The sequence below is a fragment of the Stenotrophomonas sp. YJH_SMC_43 genome (assembly GCF_059372535.1).
In genome coordinates this window covers 457,093-472,126 of record NZ_JCAFVQ010000002.1, presented here as the reverse complement: position 1 = coordinate 472,126, position 15,034 = coordinate 457,093, and the positions used below count along the sequence as shown (strand labels likewise).

Genomic DNA, 15,034 nt, shown 5'->3' with positions numbered 1-15,034 from the left:
GACCAGCCCCACATCAGCTCAGAGCTTGGCCAGGGCCTCGCCCAGACGGCGCGGGAACGCCACCTCGCTGGCCAGGTGCCATGCGCGTGCATTGGCGCCCAGCCGGGTCCACTCGGCCTCATCCATCGCCAGCGCGCGCTCGACGGCCTGTTCCAGCGCCTTCTCATCCACATGCCAGGTCCTGGACAGATGGCAGGGCTCGCCCTCGTGCGCGGCAACCAGGATGCCGCGGCTGTCGTCGATCATCTGATTCATCGGCGCGCCGTCACAGGTGATCACCACCGCCCCGCAGCTCATCGCTTCCACCAGATAGTGGCCCCAGCCTTCGGTCTGCGACAGGCACAGGTGGAACGCATGTTCGTTCTGCAGGCGCTGCACCTCCTGGTCGGGCAGCCGCTCGCGGACGATTCTCAGGTTCGCGGCACCGCCCTCATCTTCGTCCGAAGGGCCGCCGCGCAGGATGGTCAGCAAGGGCCATTCGGGATGCCGTTTCCAGACATTGACGAGTGCAGCCGTTCCCTTCATACGGCTGGTACCGGCCGCATGCAGGAAGCTGCGCGGCCTGCGCGGCACTGCCGGGTCGTAGCGGTCACGGCTGCAGAAACCGACTTCCAGCGCGCGCATGCCCAGCGCGTTGAAGATGCGCGTGGCTTCTTCGGTCTTGGTCAGCAACGCATCGAACCGCGGCAGGATCCGCAGGCTGCGTGCGGACACCCATTCCGGATTCGGGATCAACAGATTGACGTTGGCCAGTCCGAAGCTCGCCGGCCGGACATGTTCCAGCGAGATGTTGACGTCGAACCGGGCCGGCGTGCGCCCCAGGCTCAGCCACGAGGCCAGCAGCCTGCGCAGGCGCATTCCGCGGAGTTTCCAGGCGCCACCATTGCGCACCGCGTCCAGGCGGCTGACCGTCACCGTGTGCCCGAGCTGCTGCAACGAGCGCTCGATCACCTGGATGTCATGGGACAGGCCACGCTGGTTGTCGGCGGCCAGCAGATGGATATGCGCCATCAGGAAGGACTCCCTGGCCGGAGCAGGTCACGCGCCGGCAAGGCGGTCGCCAGCATGAAACCCAGGACCAGGTAGAAATAGAACGAATGCGGCATCGCCCGGTAGAACACGTTGTCCGTGAACGCCGAAAGCGCATAGACGATGACCACGGCAAGTCCGGCGGTGGCGATCATCGCGGTGATGTCGTCGGCGTGGCCGAGACGTCGCACGAAATGGATGCCGGGCAGGATGAAGACCAGCAGCATGATCAGCAGCAACGGCACGCCACCGGTCACCGCCGCTTCCAGGTACTCGTTGTGTGGATGGTTGTAGCGGAAGATCGACTCGGACACCTCGCCGCGGGCGATGCCCTCACGTGCATAGGTACCGAACTGGTTCAGGCCCACCCCCGCCACGGGATGCTCGGCGAAGGCATCGACGGCCACGCCCCACATGGCGATGCGCTCGCGGACCGAGCCGACCTCGTTTTCCTGGTTGAAACCGGAGATCTCGCCACTGACCTCACCGAAGCGCTGGATCACCTCATGGTTCAGCACCGAGGTGGCGCCGACCACGCCAATGACCAGGGCACCGACGAAGGCCAGTGCCCCCCGCCAGCGCCGGGTGCGCCGGACGTGCACCGCAATCACCATCAGCATGGCGGGAATGAACGCCAGGATCGGCCCGCGGCTCTGCGCCAGGATCGAACCATAGACGCCGACGGCGATGGCCACGCCGTGCAGCCAGCGTTCGGCCGGATGGACATTGGGCTGGATCAACCGGATGACCGAGAACAGCGCCATGCACAGCGTCACCATGGTGAACTCGATGGCGGTCCATTCGCCGCCACTGAAACCGTGCGCGCGTTCAAGGCCCATCACGTGGTGCTGCACGATGCACGACCCGCCGAAGACCAGGGTGGACAGGGCGAAGATCTTCCAGATCAGGCGCCAGTCCAGCGCAGTGGCGAACACCGCAGCGGTGCCCAGGTAGAGCAGTGTCTGTGCCGGCAGGTCCAGTTCGTTCCAGCGCAGCCCGTGCCAGAGGATGCTGTAGAAGGCATAGGCCAGGCGCAGGAAGCAGACGATCACGATGAACCGGGCAATGCGGTAGCGCAGGCGGACATCGGGCTGGCGGCGGATCAGAACCACGCCGGTGACCAGCAGGGCCAGCAGCAGCACCGCCTTCAGCAAGGTGTAGGGTGCGGAGCCGGCAAGCGGAACGATGGCGACCAGGATGCTCAGCAGGACGGTACGCCAGGTGTAACGAGGTTCGGCGGCCATGCAGGCTGCAGTCATGCTTGTTCTTTCCATCAACGCCCGCCCGGGGTGAGTCGCCCCGGTTTCCATGGAGGCCGCTTGGCGGAAATCGCCGGGGCTGACACTACCGTGGGGCCCCGTGGAAATCAACCAAACCGCAGGTGTACGGGGGCCTGCGTTGGCGTACGGACAGTCGCGGGCAACCGCCCTTGTCTCTGAGCTTCCGGTCGGGATCATCGACCGCCCCAGGTCGCTACACTAACGATCTCTCCGGCCATGCCTGCGCGTGGCCACGCCCCGACGCCCTGCCAAGACGCGAAACGCCCCAAGTGACTGATACAAAAGACAACACCAGCAACGCCAAGGCGTCCAAGGACCACACCCCGCTGATGAAGCAGTTCTTCGCGGCCAAGTCCGATTACCCGGACCTGCTGCTGTTCTTCCGCATGGGTGACTTCTACGAACTGTTCTATGACGACGCCCGCAAGGCGGCGCGCCTGCTCGACATCACCCTGACCCAGCGCGGCAGCTCCGGGGGCGCACCGATCCCGATGGCCGGCGTGCCGGTACATGCCTATGAAGGCTACCTGGCGCGGTTGGTGGCACTGGGCGAGTCGGTGGCGATCTGCGAACAGATCGGCGACCCGGCGCTGGCCAAGGGCCTGGTCGAGCGCAAGGTAGTGCGCATCGTCACCCCCGGCACGGTCACCGACGAGGCGCTGCTGGATGAACGCCGCGACACCCTGCTGATGGCCCTGTCGCGCAGCAAGCAGGGCTACGGCCTGGCGTGGGCCGACCTGGCTGGCGGCCGCTTCCTGGTCAACGAAGTGGAAACCGACGACGCCCTGGAAGCCGAGCTGGCACGGCTGGAGCCGGCCGAGCTGCTGGTGCCCGACGAAGAAAACTGGCCGGAGTTCCTGCGCCAGCGCACCGGCGTGCGTCGCCGCGCGCCGTGGCTGTTCGATGCCGACAGTGGCCGCCGCCAGCTGCTGAACTTCTTCAAACTGCATGACCTGAGCGGCTTCGGCATCGATGACAAGCCGCGCGCGACCGCTGCCGCCGGCGCCCTGCTCGGCTATGTCGAGGAAACCCAGAAGCAGCGCCTGCCGCACCTGACCTCCATCGCGATGGAGACTGCCGGCGAGGCGATCGCGATGAACGCCGCCACCCGCCGCCATCTGGAACTGGATACGCGTGTTGATGGCGACACCCGCAATACGCTGCTGGGCGTGCTCGACAGCACGGTGACGCCGATGGGCGGCCGCCTGCTGCGGCGCTGGCTGCATCGTCCGCTGCGCCTGCGCGAGGTGCTGGTACAGCGCCACCATGCGGTGGAAACCCTGATCGATCGCGGCAGCGACGCTGACATCCGCGAGCAGTTCCGCCGCCTTGGCGACCTGGAACGCATCCTCACCCGCGTGGCGCTGCGCTCGGCGCGCCCGCGCGATTTCTCCACCCTGCGCGACGGCCTGGGCCTGCTGCCGGCGGTGCGCGACGTGCTGGCCCCGCTGGACTCACCACGCCTGCAGGCCCTGCATGCGGCGCTGGGCGAGCACGACGAGTGCGCGCAGCTGCTGGCCAGCGCCATCGCCGAGATGCCGCCGCTGAAGTTGAGCGACGGCGGCGTGCTGGCCGATGGCTTCGATGAAGAGCTGGACGAACTGCGCCGCCTGTCCACCCACGCCGACCAGTTCCTGGTCGACCTGGAACAGCGCGAGCGCGAAAGCAGCGGCATTGCCACCCTGAAGGTGGGCTACAACCGTGTGCATGGCTACTACATCGAAATCAGCAAGGGCCAGTCCGACCGCGCGCCGGTGCACTACACCCGCCGCCAGACGCTGACCAATGCCGAGCGCTACATCACCGAAGAACTGAAGGCGTTCGAGGACAAGGTGCTGTCCGCGCGCGACCGTTCGCTGTCGCGCGAGAAGTACCTGTACGAGCAGCTGCTGGATACCCTCGGGGGGCAGCTGGAGCCGCTGAAGCAGTGCGCCGCCGCACTCAGCGAACTGGACGTGCTGGCCGCCTTCGCCGAACGCGCGCAGGCGCTGGACTGGGCCCGGCCGGAACTGCAGGCCGAGCCGTGCCTGAAGATCGAACGCGGCCGCCACCCGGTGGTCGAGGCGGTACGCGAGCAGCCGTTCGAACCCAATGATCTGGACCTGCATCCGGACCGCCGGATGCTGGTCATCACCGGCCCGAACATGGGCGGTAAATCGACCTACATGCGGCAGAACGCGCTGATCGTGCTGCTGGCCCACATCGGCAGCTTCGTGCCGGCCAGCCGCGCATTGATCGGCCCGATCGACCGCATCCTGACCCGCATCGGCGCCGGCGATGACCTGGCCCGCGGGCAGTCCACCTTCATGGTCGAAATGGCCGAGACCAGCTACATCCTGCACCACGCCACCGCGCATTCGCTGGTGCTGATGGATGAGATCGGCCGCGGCACGTCCACCTACGATGGCCTGGCGCTGGCCGACGCGGTGGCCCGCCACCTGGCCTACCAGAACCGCTGCTACACGCTGTTCGCCACCCACTACTTCGAGCTGACCGCGCTGGCCGATGAGCAGCACGAAGGCGGCCGCAGCGGTATTGCCAATGTGCACCTGGACGCGGTCGAGCATGGTGAGGCGCTGGTGTTCATGCACGCGGTGAAGGACGGCCCGGCCAACCGCAGCTTCGGCCTGCAGGTGGCGGCCCTGGCCGGCCTGCCGCGCGCCACCGTAGCGCAGGCGCGCCGTCGCCTGGCCGAGCTGGAACAGCGCGGTGGTGAAAGCCATGCCGCCGAGCTGGCACCACAGGCATTGGATGCACCGCAGCAGTTCGGCCTGTTCGCGGCGCCATCGAACAAGGCACAGGAAGCACTGGCCGCCATCGATCCGGACGAACTGACGCCGAAGCAGGCGCTGGAAGCGTTGTATCGCTTGAAAGCGCTGCTGTAGCCGCAGCGCAAGCGCTTGGCCTCCTGCCTCGCAGGAGGCCCATCGAAAGATTTCGCAAATCTGATTCTGAGTTTCAATTGACAGAATCTATCAACCTGAACGAATCATTCGATTATTCATTTCATCTGGCGCTAGCTAAAGTCGAGTGAAGATGTTCCACCCCGTCTTCACCCGCAGGAGCCAGCCATGAGCCAGTCCGATAACAACAGCCCCAAATGCCCGTATCACACCGCGCCGTCGCCTGCGGAAGGCGCCCAGCAGCAGCGCGAGCTGAGCACCACGCCGAAACAGAAGCAGGGCGATGATCCGGTGACCCCGATGACCACGGCCTTCGGCGCGCCGGTGGTGGACAACCAGAACAGCAAGACCGCCGGCCCGCGTGGCCCGCTGCTGATGGAAGACGTCTGGCTGCTGGAAAAGCTGGCCAACCTCAACCGCGAGATCATTCCCGAGCGCCGCATGCACGCCAAGGGCTCGGGCGCGTTCGGTACCTTCACCGTCACCCACGACATCAGCAAGTACACCCGCGCCAAGCTGTTCGAGAAGGTCGGCAAGCAGACCGAGATGTTCGCCCGCTTCACCACGGTGGCCGGCGAACGTGGCGCCGCCGACGCCGAGCGTGACATCCGCGGCTTCGCGCTGAAGTTCTACACCGAAGAAGGCAACTGGGACCTGGTCGGCAACAACACGCCGGTGTTCTTCCTGCGCGACCCGCGCAAGTTCGCCGACCTCAACAAGGCGGTCAAGCGCGACCCGCACACCAACCTGCGCAGCGCGCGCAACAACTGGGATTTCTGGACGCTGCTGCCCGAAGCCCTGCTGCAGGTGACCGTGGTGATGAGCGACCGCGGCATCCCGCGCAGCTTCCGCCACATGCACGGCTTCGGCTCGCACACCTACAGCTTCACCAACGCCGACAGCGAGCGCTTCTGGGTCAAGTTCCACTTCGTCAGCCAGCAGGGCATCGAATCGCTGACCGATGCGCAGGCACAGATCCTGGTCGGCCATGACCGCGAAAGCCACGGCCGCGACCTGTTCGCCGCGATCGAGAAGGGTGACTTCCCGAAGTGGAAGCTGTTCATCCAGGTCATGCCGGAGCTGGAGGCGGAAACCTATCGCGTGCATCCGTTCGACCTGACCAAGGTATGGCCGAAGAGCGACTACCCGCTGATCGAAGTGGGCCAGTTCGAACTGAACCGCAACCCGGTCAACTGGTACCAGGACGTGGAGCAGTCCGCGTTCGCACCGAGCAACCTGGTGCCGGGCATCGGCCCCTCGCCGGACAAGATGCTGCAGGCGCGCCTGTTCGCCTACTCCGATGCGCAGCGCTACCGCCTGGGCGTGAACCACCACCAGATTCCGGTGAACGCAGCGCGCTGCCCGGTGCACAGCAACCACCGCGACGGTGCGATGCGCGTGGACGGCAACTACGGCGGCCTGCCGCACTACGAGCCGAACAGCTACGGCCAGTGGCAGGAGCAGCCGGAGTACCGCGAGCCGCCGATGAAGATCCGCGGCGACGCCGACTTCTGGAACTTCCGTGAGGACGACGCCGACTACTTCAGCCAGCCCGGTGCGCTGTTCCGTAGCTACAACCAGGCACAGAAGGACCGCCTGTTCGCCAACACCGCCCGTGCCCTGGGCGATGCGCCGGACTTCATCAAGCAGCGCCACATCGACAACTGCAGCAAGGCCGACCCGGCCTACGGTGCTGGTGTGGCCGCGGCGCTGAAGGCGCTGGCCAGCCAGCCGTCGGATCCGTTCAAGCCGGCCCAGCCGGAAGCGGACTTCCCCACCGCCACCCCGGGCGCCGAAGACATCGAGCTCTGATCGCCCTCCCCCGTGAACGGCACGCCGCCTCCCTGCGAGGCGGCGTCGCCGTTTTAACGGTCCGCGTCGTACCTTCTGCACGCCCAACCCCAATCAAGGATCCCGCAGATGAGCCTGACCGATGAACTTCTCGCCAAGTTGCAGGGCGCCCCGCTGCAGCAGGTGTCGCAGCAGCTCGGCATCAGCGATACCCAGGCTTCCGGCGCGATCAGTGCCGCGCTGCCGGTGCTGATGGGCGCGCTGGGCAACAACGCCTCGCAGCCGCAGGGCGCGCAGGCACTGCTCGGCGCCTTGCAGAACAACCACAGTGGCCTGGACCTGGGCAGCGTGCTCGGCTCGGTGCTGGGTGGCGGCGGCGGCGGTGCCGCCAGCGATGGCGCCGGCATCCTCGGCCACATCTTCGGCGGCAGCCAGCAGAAGGTGGAAACCGGCCTGGCCCAGGCCACCCAGCTCGACAGCGGCCGCACCAGCCAGCTGCTGCAGATCCTCGCGCCGATCGTGATGGCCTTCCTTGCCCAGCGCCTCGGTGGCGGCCAGGCCGATGCCGGCTCGCTCAGCCAGGCCCTGGGCCAAGAAAAGCAGCAGGTGCAGCAACAGGGCGGTCTTGCCGGTGGCCTGCTCGGCAGCCTGCTGGACCAGGACGGTGACGGCCAGCTCGGCGTGGGCGATCTGCTCAAGATCGGCGGCAGCCTGCTGGGTGGCAAGCGCTGAACGATGCCGCCGCCGGGCGTGGCCCGGCGTGATCGGCATCTCCATGGGACGCGCCGGGCAATGCCCGGCGTCTTACCGGTTGCCCGCCTTCAACCGCTCCAGGATCGGCGCAAACAGCGGTGCCTTCATCGAACGCGGCGGCGCCACGGTCTTCCCCTTCTCCTGCGCCTGCCAGTACGACCACGGCAGCGGACTGTCGCCCAGCTCGTAGTCCATGCCATCCCAGCCATCCTCGCGGAACGCGTAGAAGGCCCAGTGCACCTTGTCCTGCTCCAGCACCTGCAGCACGTCCTGCAGGTAGCGGCCGCAGTCGGGCCAGCGCCGCATGCAGCCGAACTCGCCGACCACCATGCGGTTGGCCCTCACGCCGTGCGTCTTCGCCCAGTCCATCGGCTGCTGCAGGTAACTGCGGACCCGCGCGGCATCCCAGCGTTCGCTGTGTTCGCCAAACGGCACCACGCCTGGGTAGCGATACGGCGTGGTGCGCTTCTGGTTAGGCGCGCTGGTTGCGGCATACGGCTCATACATGTGCACGCTGTACAGCAGTTTCGAATCTGCCAGCGGCGCCGGCCAGTAGTTGAAACCGTCGGCAGCGGCGTACCAGCCGGCATCCAGCATCAACGGCATGTCCGCATCGACCGCACGGATGCTGGCGATCAGGTCCGAATAGAAGCGGCGCAGATCGCGTGGACCGTCTTCCACACCGGCGTACCACTGCTGCATGGCCGCGGCCGAGGCATGCTCGGCCAGGCCAGCACCATACTCGGGAACCGGCTCGTTGATCAGGTTGTAGGCGGCCAGTGCGGGATGGCCCTTCAATGCCGTGGCGAGGTCGCTCCAGAAGCGCCGGGCCGGCGCGTGATTGTCGAAGGACTGCCACAGGCGCGGATCGACCTTGTCGCCGTTGTGCTGCTTCCAGCGCAGCAACGGCAACGACAAAGGAGTCAGCACCACTTTCAGCCCAGCCGCGTCGGCATCATCCAGCACCCGCCGCAGCGTGGCCAGGTCGGCCGGAACCAGGCTACGGTAGTCGTCGGCGTTGCCAATCAGGAAGTCACGCCCGCCCTGCCCCTTCCACTTGTCCGGTACCAGCCGTACCCAGGTCGCACCGGTCGCGCGCAGGGCCTCGAAGTAGCTCCGGTCCGGAGGCGACATGTTCATGCTGTTGCCCCCGCGCTGCGGAGTGTCCCAGAACGTGATGTCGGCCGCGTGCAATGGCGCGGCGGCAAGCAGGGACAGGCACAACAGCATGCGATGCATGGGCAGGCTTCCAGAAGGTGGACTTCCAGCCTGCCCCGCCCTTTCCGAATGCACCGTGACTCACGCCTCCTTTCGCGCCGCGATAGGAACCATGCACCGGAATCGCCGTTCGGTCAGAGCGCGTCGATATCGCCCAACGCGCGGATCAACCGCCGCGCGCGCTTGTCCGGTTTGTGCTCTGGCGGTTGGAACCCATCGCGTGCGGCGATGCGCAGCGCACGCTGTTCGGCACGACGGGCCTTGGAGGCCTCGCTCTCGGCATACAGCTGCTGCGCCGCCGGTGCGGGCCCGCGCTGGTCGCTCAGGCCGAGCACCCGGATCTCGAAATGCTCCTCGCCGCGATCCACCTGCAGCTGCTCACCCACACGCACCGCGCGCGAGGATTTCGGACGCTGGCCCGCGACGCTGACCTTGCCGGTTTCGATGGCCTGCTTGGCCAGGTTGCGGGTCTTGAAGAAGCGGGCCGCCCACAACCAGATGTCCAGGCGGACACTGGGCGACAGCGGGGAAAGCTCGGTCATCGGCAGGGACTACTCCGTTCGCTTGTTCAGGGGACGCGGGTTGTCGGGATCGGTGCGGCAGCCGCTGCCCCCGATCAGGGTAGGTACGCCGGCGGAAAGATCCTGGCGCTGGCTGCCGACCAGGCACTCGGGGCGGTCGGTTGGCCGCACCTGGGTATCGCCCAGCCGGTCACCTGTCGAACATGCGGCCAGTGCGGCGCCGATCAAGGCCAGCGCCGCGCTCCGCTTCATCTGCAGTCGTTGATGCATTGCCACATCCTGCAAACCGGCTTGGTGCTAGTGTGCGCCTCCCGGGATTTGATCACCACTCCATGGCCAAAGCGCCGCTTGACCTGACCTCCGGCCCGATCGGCCGCAATCTCCTGCTGTTTTCCCTGCCGATCCTGGCAGGCAACATCGCGCAGTCGCTGAACGGTTCGGTGAATGCGGTCTGGGTCGGGCGCTTCCTCGGCGAGGCGGCACTGACCGCCACCGCGAACGCCAACAACATCATGTTCTTCCTGATCGGCTCGGTGTTCGGCTTCGGCATGGCCTCGACCATCCTGATCGGCCAGGCGATCGGCGCGCGCGACATCGCGCAGGCGCGGCGCGTGGTCGGCACCAGCGCCACCTTCTTCATCGGCCTGTCGGTAATCATCGCCATCGCCGGCTGGTTCATGGCCCATCCGCTGCTGGCGGCGATGGGCACGCCGGCCGCCTCGCTGCCGCTGGCCGAGGCCTACCTGCAGATCATCTTCCTGGCGATGCCGACGCTGTATGCGTTCGCCTTCCTCACCGCCGCGCTGCGCGGTGCCGGTGACTCGCGCACGCCGTTCCGCTTCCTGATGGTCTCGGTGGCGCTGGACATCGTGCTGAACCCGGTACTGATCTTCGGCATGGGCCCGTTCCCGGCGCTGGGCATTGCCGGCTCGGCCTGGGCCACGCTGGTCGCGCAGACGCTGTCGCTGGCCGGCCTGCTGCTGTACATGCGGCACAAGCGCCACACGCTGTGGCTGGGCCGTGCCGACATGCGCCTGTTCAAGCTCGACCTGGCCATCCTCAAGGCGCTGGTGGTCAAGGGCGTACCGATGGGCCTGCAGATGGTGCTGATCTCGCTGTCGGTGATCCTGCTGATGACCATGGTCAACAAGTACGGTACCGACACCGGCGCGGGCTACGGCACCGCGCTGCAGCTATGGAACTACCTGCAGATGCCGGCGATGGCGATCGGCGCCGCGTGCTCGTCGATGGCCGCGCAGAACGTCGGTGCACAGCGCTGGGACCGCGTACGCGGCACCGCGCGCCAGGGCGTGCTGTTCAATTTCCTGCTGACCGGCGCGCTGATCCTGCCGCTGGTGGTGTTCGATCGCCAGCTGCTGGCCCTGTTCCTGCCGCCGGCCAGCCAGGCGCTGGACATCGCCCGCCACCTCAACCACGTGGTGATCGGCTCGTTCCTGTTCTTCGGTGTCAGCTTCGTGATCTCCGGCGTGGTGCGCTCCACCGGCGCGGTGATTCCGCCGCTGCTGATCCTGGCCGGTTCGCTGTGGGGCGTGCGCGTGCCGTTCGCCGAGCTGCTGCAGCCGTACTGGGGCGCCGATGCGATCTGGTGGAGCTTCCCGGTCAGTTCGCTGGTGTCGATGCTGCTGTCGCTGGCGTATTACCGCTGGGGTGGCTGGCGCAAGGCGAAGATGATGGGCAAGCCTTCGCACGCCGAAGAACTGGCCACGCCGTCGGAAATTCCGGCCTGCCCACCGTCACCGGTGGCCGACCCGGATGCCGCGCTGGATGCCACTCCGCCGCGCTGAGGTGGGTGCGGACCGTTGGTCCGCACAGGCGCGGCCCTCCAAGCCGGGCATGGGCTCGGCGCTACAGGAGGCGGTCAGCGTTTCTTCTTCGCCGCGTTGAACGCCGCCGCCGCGCGCAGCAACGCCTTCAACGCGGCGGCATTCGGCATCGCACCTTCATGGATGTCGATCGCGCGCCGCGTGTTGCCCTCCAGGCTGGCGTTGAACAGGCCTTTCGGATCGGCCAGCGCCGCCCCGTTGGCGAAGGTCAGCTTCACCGCCTGCTTGTAGGTCTCGCCGGTGCACAGGATGCCGTTGTGCTCCCCGGTGTACCGCGCCACTTCCAGGTTTCCTGCACGTCCGGCAGCGCTTCATGGATCAACGCACGCACGCGTGCCAGCACTTCGCCACGCCAGTCGCCCAGCTCGGCGATGCGCGCATCGATCAGTTCAGTTGCCGGGGTTCCGGCATCGGCAGGGTTCGGTGCATGCGTGGCCATCAGCAGCTCTCGTCGGGGAGGAAACCAGAACGTCGGGGTTACATGCGCTCACCGGGCAGCGCGGCGGCCTGGCGCACCCAGTCGAGGAACTGCGCTTCATCCAGCGCGCCATCCTGCGGGATGTGCAGGTACCGCGTATCGGCACTCTTGGACGGCTCCGGCGGCACGGGCGTCAGTGCAGCGCCGCGGAAGAACGCCACCTTGATGTAGCGGGTGAAGCAATGGAAGCTGAGAAACCAGCCTTCGCCCGCGGCCACCGCATACATCGGCGAGTTCCACTTCACCGCCTTGCGCACGCCGGGTACAGCCTGCTCGATCAGCGCATCCAGCTGTGCGCCGATCGGCCGCTTCCAGTCCGGCATGGCGGCGATGTACGCCTGCACCGGGGCATCGCCCTCGCCCTTGGCGATCTGCGGGTTGCCGCCGGACAGCAGCGTGGGCGCGGCGAAAGGTGCGGTTCGCTTGGCAGGCATCGCACGGTACGGCCATCGGGATGAAGCCGCAGCCTAGCGCGGCCCTTACCTGGCGGTCACGGCGCAGTGCGCCATCGGCTCAGTCCGCCTGCCGCGCGCGGAACTGCCGCCAGTCCGGCAGCTTGCGGTGGCGGCGCAGCGAGCGCATCAGGGCCGCCATCACAACGCCGAACAGCGCACCGGCCAACAGCCCGGCCACCAGCAACAGCGCCAGCGGGCGCTCGCTGCCCTGCCACAGCATCAGCCACATCAGCGCGGTCCAGAACAGCCCGAACAACAGGCCCTGCACCAGCGCGTTGGTGCCGAAGCCGGCCAGGATCGGCGGTGGCAGTGCGATGCCCACGCGCCACAGCAGGCGATGCAGCAACGGCGCCGATTGCACGCGTGCCAGCCCCTTGCCGTCGAGGAAGCGCAACGCCGACTGGATCACGGGCGGATAGTGCCGGTTGATGTCATTCATCACCCGATCGTGGCCGATGCGATGCCGGAAACGCAAACGGCCACCCGAAGGTGGCCGTCGCGGCAACAACCGAAGTTGTTTATCAGGCCTTGTCGGCCAGACGGGCAGCCTTGGCGGCAGCAGCGGCAGCCAGGTCTTCCTTGATGCGGGCAGCCTTGCCTTCCAGGCCACGCAGGTAGTACAGCTTGCCGGCGCGGACCTTACCACGACGCTTCACTTCGACCGAGTCGATGATGGCGCTGTGGGTCTGGAACACGCGCTCGACGCCGTAGCCGTGCGAGATCTTGCGGACGGTGAACGAGGAGTTCAGGCCGGCGTTCTTGGTGGCGATGACGACGCCTTCGTAGGCCTGCACGCGCTCGCGGCTGCCTTCCTTCACCTTCACGTTGACGACAACGGTGTCGCCCTGGCTGAACTTCGGCAGTTCACGGGTGATCTGGGCGGATTCGAATTCCGCGACGATGGACTTGTTCAGCTTGCTCATGGGTTACACCGATTCTTGTTCGGGTGGGCGTGTCGTATCGACAACGTAGGCTCATGCAGTCACCGGACTGTGCTGCACGTTTGTTTTGGGTACTGCGCGCGCCGACCGGGGTCGACGGGAATTGGCCATGATAGCCGATAAAGCCAGCCCTGCGCTAGGGGCTGGCCTTGTGTTTCGGGGCTTGGCGGGCCTGGTCCAGCAGTTTGCGGTCGGCCTTGCCCAGCGCCTGTTCATCCAGCAGGTCCGGGCGTCGCTGGGCGGTACGGACCAGCGACTGCTGGCGGCGCCAGGCCGCGATGGCCGCGTGGTTGCCCGAGCGCAGCACCTCCGGCACGTCACCCAGCGGGTGCTGGGCCGGCTGGCTGTAATGCGGGCAGTCGAGCAGGCCCAGGTCACCTTCGAAGCTGTCCTGGGCCGCCGATTCAGCGTCGTTCAGGGCCCCGTCCTGCAGCCGGGCCACGGCGTCGATGATCACCGCCGCGCCCAGCTCGCCACCGGACAGCACGTAGTCGCCGAGGGAAATCTCCTCGTCGACATTGGCTTCCAGGAAACGCTCGTCGATGCCCTCGTAGCGGCCGCAGAGCAGGACCATGCGCGGCAGGGCCGCTAGTTCCCGCACCTTGGCCTGGGTCAACGGCGCGCCCTGCGGGCTGAGGTAGATCACCCGTGCCGGCGTCGTATCAGCATCGCGGATCGCCTGCAGGCAGGCCTGCAGCGGCTCGATCAGCATCACCATGCCCGGGCCACCACCGAACGGACGATCGTCCACCCGGCGGTAGTTGCCTTCGGCGTAATCACGGGGGTTCCAGCCATGCAGGCTGAACAACCCCTTCTCCTGCGCGCGCCCGACCACGCCCAATCCGGCGGACTGGGCGAGGAACTCGGGAAACAGGGTGATGACGTCGAAACGCATGCTCACACTCAGAACTCGGGATCCCAGTCGACCACGACCAGGTTGGCCTCGAAGTCGACCGATTTGACGAAGTCCGGCTGCACGAACGGAATCATCCGCTCGCGGTCACCCCGGACCACCACCACGTCGTTGGCGCCGGTGCTGAACAGATGCGAGACCTGGCCCAGGGCAACGCCCTCGGTGGTCTTCACATCCAGGCCTTCCAGGTCCACCCAGTAGTACTCGTCCGGCTTCGGCGGCGGCAATGCACTGCGGGCCACGTAGATCTCGGTGCCGTGCATCGCTTCGACGGTATCGCGGTCCTCGACGCCGGGGAAACGGGCGACCAGGTGCTTGCCGCTGTCGCGGCCGCGTACACCTTCAATCGTGGTTTCCACGCCGGACGGGCTGCGCACGATCCACGGCTGGTAACGGAAAATGGCGGAACGTGGCTCGGTCCAGGACTCGAGCTTGATCTCGCCGCGCACACCAAAAGCGCCGACAACCCTGCCCAGCAGGATGCGGCGCTCGATATCTTTCATCTGCTTCAACCAAGAGGGCCACGCCGAAGCGTGGCCCGTCAGGATCAGGCCGCAGCGGCCTGGGACTTGGTCGCTTCCTTGATCAGGTTGCGGACCTTGTCGGTCGGCTGGGCGCCGTTCTTGACCCAATGGTCAACGCGGGCCAGGTCCAGCTCGATGCGCTTCTCGGCGCCCTGGGCGACCGGGTTGTAGAAGCCAACGCGCTCGATGTTGCGGCCGTCGCGCGCGCTGCGCACGTCGGTGACGATGATGTGGTAGAACGGACGCTTCTTGGCGCCGCCGCGGGTCAGTCGAATCTTGACCATGGTGTTTTTCCTATTGCCCAGTCGCCAGGATGGCGAGGTAAGCGGGCGATTATAGCGGCAGAGCCCGGCCGAGCCAACCCCATGGGTGACCAGCCTTCAC

Annotated in this window: 15 protein-coding genes and 1 pseudogene; 4 read left to right on the top strand and 12 right to left on the bottom strand. The window is 66.8% G+C overall.

Annotated features, from left to right (window positions below):
• Positions 1–18: 18 nt before the first annotated feature.
• Positions 19–1,011 (bottom strand): glycosyltransferase, encoded by a 993-nt coding sequence (locus AC5QAH_RS08495; protein ID WP_053442715.1) that lies wholly within the window; start codon positions 1,009–1,011, stop codon positions 19–21.
• Positions 1,011–2,288, bottom strand: a complete 1,278-nt coding sequence (locus tag AC5QAH_RS08490; RefSeq protein WP_043396651.1) for an O-antigen ligase family protein — start codon at positions 2,286–2,288, stop codon at positions 1,011–1,013. Before AC5QAH_RS08490 ends, AC5QAH_RS08495 begins: the two co-directional genes overlap by 1 nt.
• 350 nt (positions 2,289–2,638) lie before the next feature.
• On the opposite strand from AC5QAH_RS08490, the gene mutS reads away from it, so the two are divergent.
• From mutS to AC5QAH_RS08475, 3 genes are all read left to right on the top strand, one after another.
• Positions 2,639–5,194, top strand: a complete 2,556-nt coding sequence (gene mutS, locus AC5QAH_RS08485; protein WP_032952456.1) for a DNA mismatch repair protein MutS — start codon at positions 2,639–2,641, stop codon at positions 5,192–5,194.
• A gap of 186 nt (positions 5,195–5,380) precedes the next feature.
• Positions 5,381–7,024, top strand: coding sequence for a catalase (locus AC5QAH_RS08480; protein ID WP_019337564.1), 1,644 nt, complete (start codon positions 5,381–5,383; stop codon positions 7,022–7,024).
• Positions 7,025–7,132: 108 nt separating this feature from the next.
• Positions 7,133–7,735: a DUF937 domain-containing protein gene (locus tag AC5QAH_RS08475; protein WP_010483234.1), complete on the top strand. Its 603-nt coding sequence runs from the start codon at positions 7,133–7,135 to the stop codon at positions 7,733–7,735.
• 72 nt (positions 7,736–7,807) lie between these two features.
• On the opposite strand, the gene AC5QAH_RS08470 is transcribed toward AC5QAH_RS08475, so the two are convergent.
• The 3 genes from AC5QAH_RS08470 to AC5QAH_RS08460 form a co-directional block, all read right to left on the bottom strand.
• Positions 7,808–8,995 carry a cellulase family glycosylhydrolase gene (locus AC5QAH_RS08470; protein WP_197576678.1) on the bottom strand — a complete coding sequence of 396 codons (1,188 nt, stop codon included), beginning with the start codon at positions 8,993–8,995 and terminating at the stop codon, positions 7,808–7,810.
• Between the two features lie 113 nt (positions 8,996–9,108).
• Positions 9,109–9,516, bottom strand: a complete 408-nt coding sequence (locus tag AC5QAH_RS08465; protein WP_241874642.1) for an RNA-binding S4 domain-containing protein — start codon at positions 9,514–9,516, stop codon at positions 9,109–9,111.
• Positions 9,517–9,525: 9 nt separating this feature from the next.
• Positions 9,526–9,765 carry a hypothetical protein gene (locus AC5QAH_RS08460; protein ID WP_019337562.1) on the bottom strand — a complete coding sequence of 80 codons (240 nt, stop codon included), beginning with the start codon at positions 9,763–9,765 and terminating at the stop codon, positions 9,526–9,528.
• Positions 9,766–9,827: 62 nt separating this feature from the next.
• Between AC5QAH_RS08460 and AC5QAH_RS08455 the strand changes: the two genes are divergently transcribed.
• A complete protein-coding gene (locus tag AC5QAH_RS08455; RefSeq protein WP_495232259.1) occupies positions 9,828–11,300 on the top strand; it encodes an MATE family efflux transporter in 1,473 nt (490 codons plus the stop codon).
• Positions 11,301–11,374: 74 nt separating this feature from the next.
• Here the strand turns inward: AC5QAH_RS08455 and AC5QAH_RS08450 are convergent.
• The 7 genes and pseudogenes from AC5QAH_RS08450 to rpsP form a co-directional block, all read right to left on the bottom strand.
• A pseudogene (locus AC5QAH_RS08450) lies at positions 11,375–11,778 on the bottom strand (DUF1801 domain-containing protein).
• A 38-nt stretch (positions 11,779–11,816) separates the two neighbouring features.
• Entirely contained in the window at positions 11,817–12,251 is a 435-nt protein-coding gene (locus AC5QAH_RS08445; RefSeq protein WP_329763038.1) for a DUF1801 domain-containing protein, read from the bottom strand.
• Positions 12,252–12,330: 79 nt separating this feature from the next.
• Complete coding sequence (locus tag AC5QAH_RS08440; RefSeq protein ID WP_010483248.1) at positions 12,331–12,711, bottom strand: DUF6404 family protein; 381 nt, start codon at positions 12,709–12,711, stop codon at positions 12,331–12,333.
• 82 nt (positions 12,712–12,793) lie between these two features.
• Complete coding sequence (gene rplS, locus AC5QAH_RS08435; protein ID WP_005415736.1) at positions 12,794–13,195, bottom strand: 50S ribosomal protein L19; 402 nt, start codon at positions 13,193–13,195, stop codon at positions 12,794–12,796.
• A gap of 154 nt (positions 13,196–13,349) precedes the next feature.
• On the bottom strand, positions 13,350–14,108 hold the full coding sequence (gene trmD / locus AC5QAH_RS08430) for a tRNA (guanosine(37)-N1)-methyltransferase TrmD (protein WP_010483254.1): 759 nt from the start codon (positions 14,106–14,108) through the stop codon (positions 13,350–13,352).
• A gap of 8 nt (positions 14,109–14,116) precedes the next feature.
• Positions 14,117–14,629, bottom strand: coding sequence for a ribosome maturation factor RimM (rimM, locus tag AC5QAH_RS08425; protein ID WP_010483256.1), 513 nt, complete (start codon positions 14,627–14,629; stop codon positions 14,117–14,119).
• 44 nt (positions 14,630–14,673) lie between these two features.
• Positions 14,674–14,934: a 30S ribosomal protein S16 gene (rpsP, locus tag AC5QAH_RS08420; protein WP_005415733.1), complete on the bottom strand. Its 261-nt coding sequence runs from the start codon at positions 14,932–14,934 to the stop codon at positions 14,674–14,676.
• Between the last annotated feature and the right edge of the window lie 100 nt (positions 14,935–15,034).

What these genes read in the sequence shown, in the direction of transcription:
- AC5QAH_RS08495 (WP_053442715.1), bottom strand. Translation starts at nt 1,011, where the DNA reads ATGGCGCATATCCATCTGCTGGCCGCCGACAACCAGCGTGGCCTGTCC.
- AC5QAH_RS08490 (WP_043396651.1), bottom strand. Translation starts at nt 2,288, where the DNA reads ATGACTGCAGCCTGCATGGCCGCCGAACCTCGTTACACCTGGCGTACC.
- mutS (WP_032952456.1), top strand. Translation starts at nt 2,639, where the DNA reads ATGAAGCAGTTCTTCGCGGCCAAGTCCGATTACCCGGACCTGCTGCTG.
- AC5QAH_RS08480 (WP_019337564.1), top strand. Translation starts at nt 5,381, where the DNA reads ATGAGCCAGTCCGATAACAACAGCCCCAAATGCCCGTATCACACCGCG.
- AC5QAH_RS08475 (WP_010483234.1), top strand. Translation starts at nt 7,133, where the DNA reads ATGAGCCTGACCGATGAACTTCTCGCCAAGTTGCAGGGCGCCCCGCTG.
- AC5QAH_RS08470 (WP_197576678.1), bottom strand. Translation starts at nt 8,995, where the DNA reads ATGCATCGCATGCTGTTGTGCCTGTCCCTGCTTGCCGCCGCGCCATTG.
- AC5QAH_RS08465 (WP_241874642.1), bottom strand. Translation starts at nt 9,516, where the DNA reads ATGACCGAGCTTTCCCCGCTGTCGCCCAGTGTCCGCCTGGACATCTGG.
- AC5QAH_RS08460 (WP_019337562.1), bottom strand. Translation starts at nt 9,765, where the DNA reads ATGCATCAACGACTGCAGATGAAGCGGAGCGCGGCGCTGGCCTTGATC.
- AC5QAH_RS08455 (WP_495232259.1), top strand. Translation starts at nt 9,828, where the DNA reads ATGGCCAAAGCGCCGCTTGACCTGACCTCCGGCCCGATCGGCCGCAAT.
- AC5QAH_RS08445 (WP_329763038.1), bottom strand. Translation starts at nt 12,251, where the DNA reads ATGCCTGCCAAGCGAACCGCACCTTTCGCCGCGCCCACGCTGCTGTCC.
- AC5QAH_RS08440 (WP_010483248.1), bottom strand. Translation starts at nt 12,711, where the DNA reads ATGAATGACATCAACCGGCACTATCCGCCCGTGATCCAGTCGGCGTTG.
- rplS (WP_005415736.1), bottom strand. Translation starts at nt 13,195, where the DNA reads ATGAGCAAGCTGAACAAGTCCATCGTCGCGGAATTCGAATCCGCCCAG.
- trmD (WP_010483254.1), bottom strand. Translation starts at nt 14,108, where the DNA reads ATGCGTTTCGACGTCATCACCCTGTTTCCCGAGTTCCTCGCCCAGTCC.
- rimM (WP_010483256.1), bottom strand. Translation starts at nt 14,629, where the DNA reads ATGAAAGATATCGAGCGCCGCATCCTGCTGGGCAGGGTTGTCGGCGCT.
- rpsP (WP_005415733.1), bottom strand. Translation starts at nt 14,934, where the DNA reads ATGGTCAAGATTCGACTGACCCGCGGCGGCGCCAAGAAGCGTCCGTTC.